General features: G+C 61.7%; 1 pseudogene. It reads left to right on the top strand.

The annotated features are described in order from the left end of the window. Positions 1-316 (top strand): annotated as a pseudogene (gene istB, locus ACXPVS_RS27500) (IS21-like element ISPre4 family helper ATPase IstB); the annotation flags it as partial.

Consider the following 316-nt stretch of genomic DNA (forward strand, 5'->3'; position numbering starts at 1 on the left):
CCACGGAGACGGCCGCTTCGCGAAACTGATGGCGGGTTATGCCAAGACCGACTTGCTGATCCTGGACGACTGGGGCCTGGCGCCGTTTACCGCTGCGCAACGGCGCGACATGCTTGAACTGCTGGACGACCGCTACGGCAACCGCTCGACGCTAGTGACCAGCCAGATGCCAGTGGACAAATGGCATGCGCTGATCGGCGATCCGACCTTGGGCGACGCGATCCTCGACCGGCTGGTGCACAACGCTTATCGGATCGAACTGAAGGGCGAATCGATGCGCAGACGCGCAACGAAATTGACGACGACAGGGACTTCA

This window comes from Pseudomonas sp. Ma2-10, from assembly GCF_054330215.1.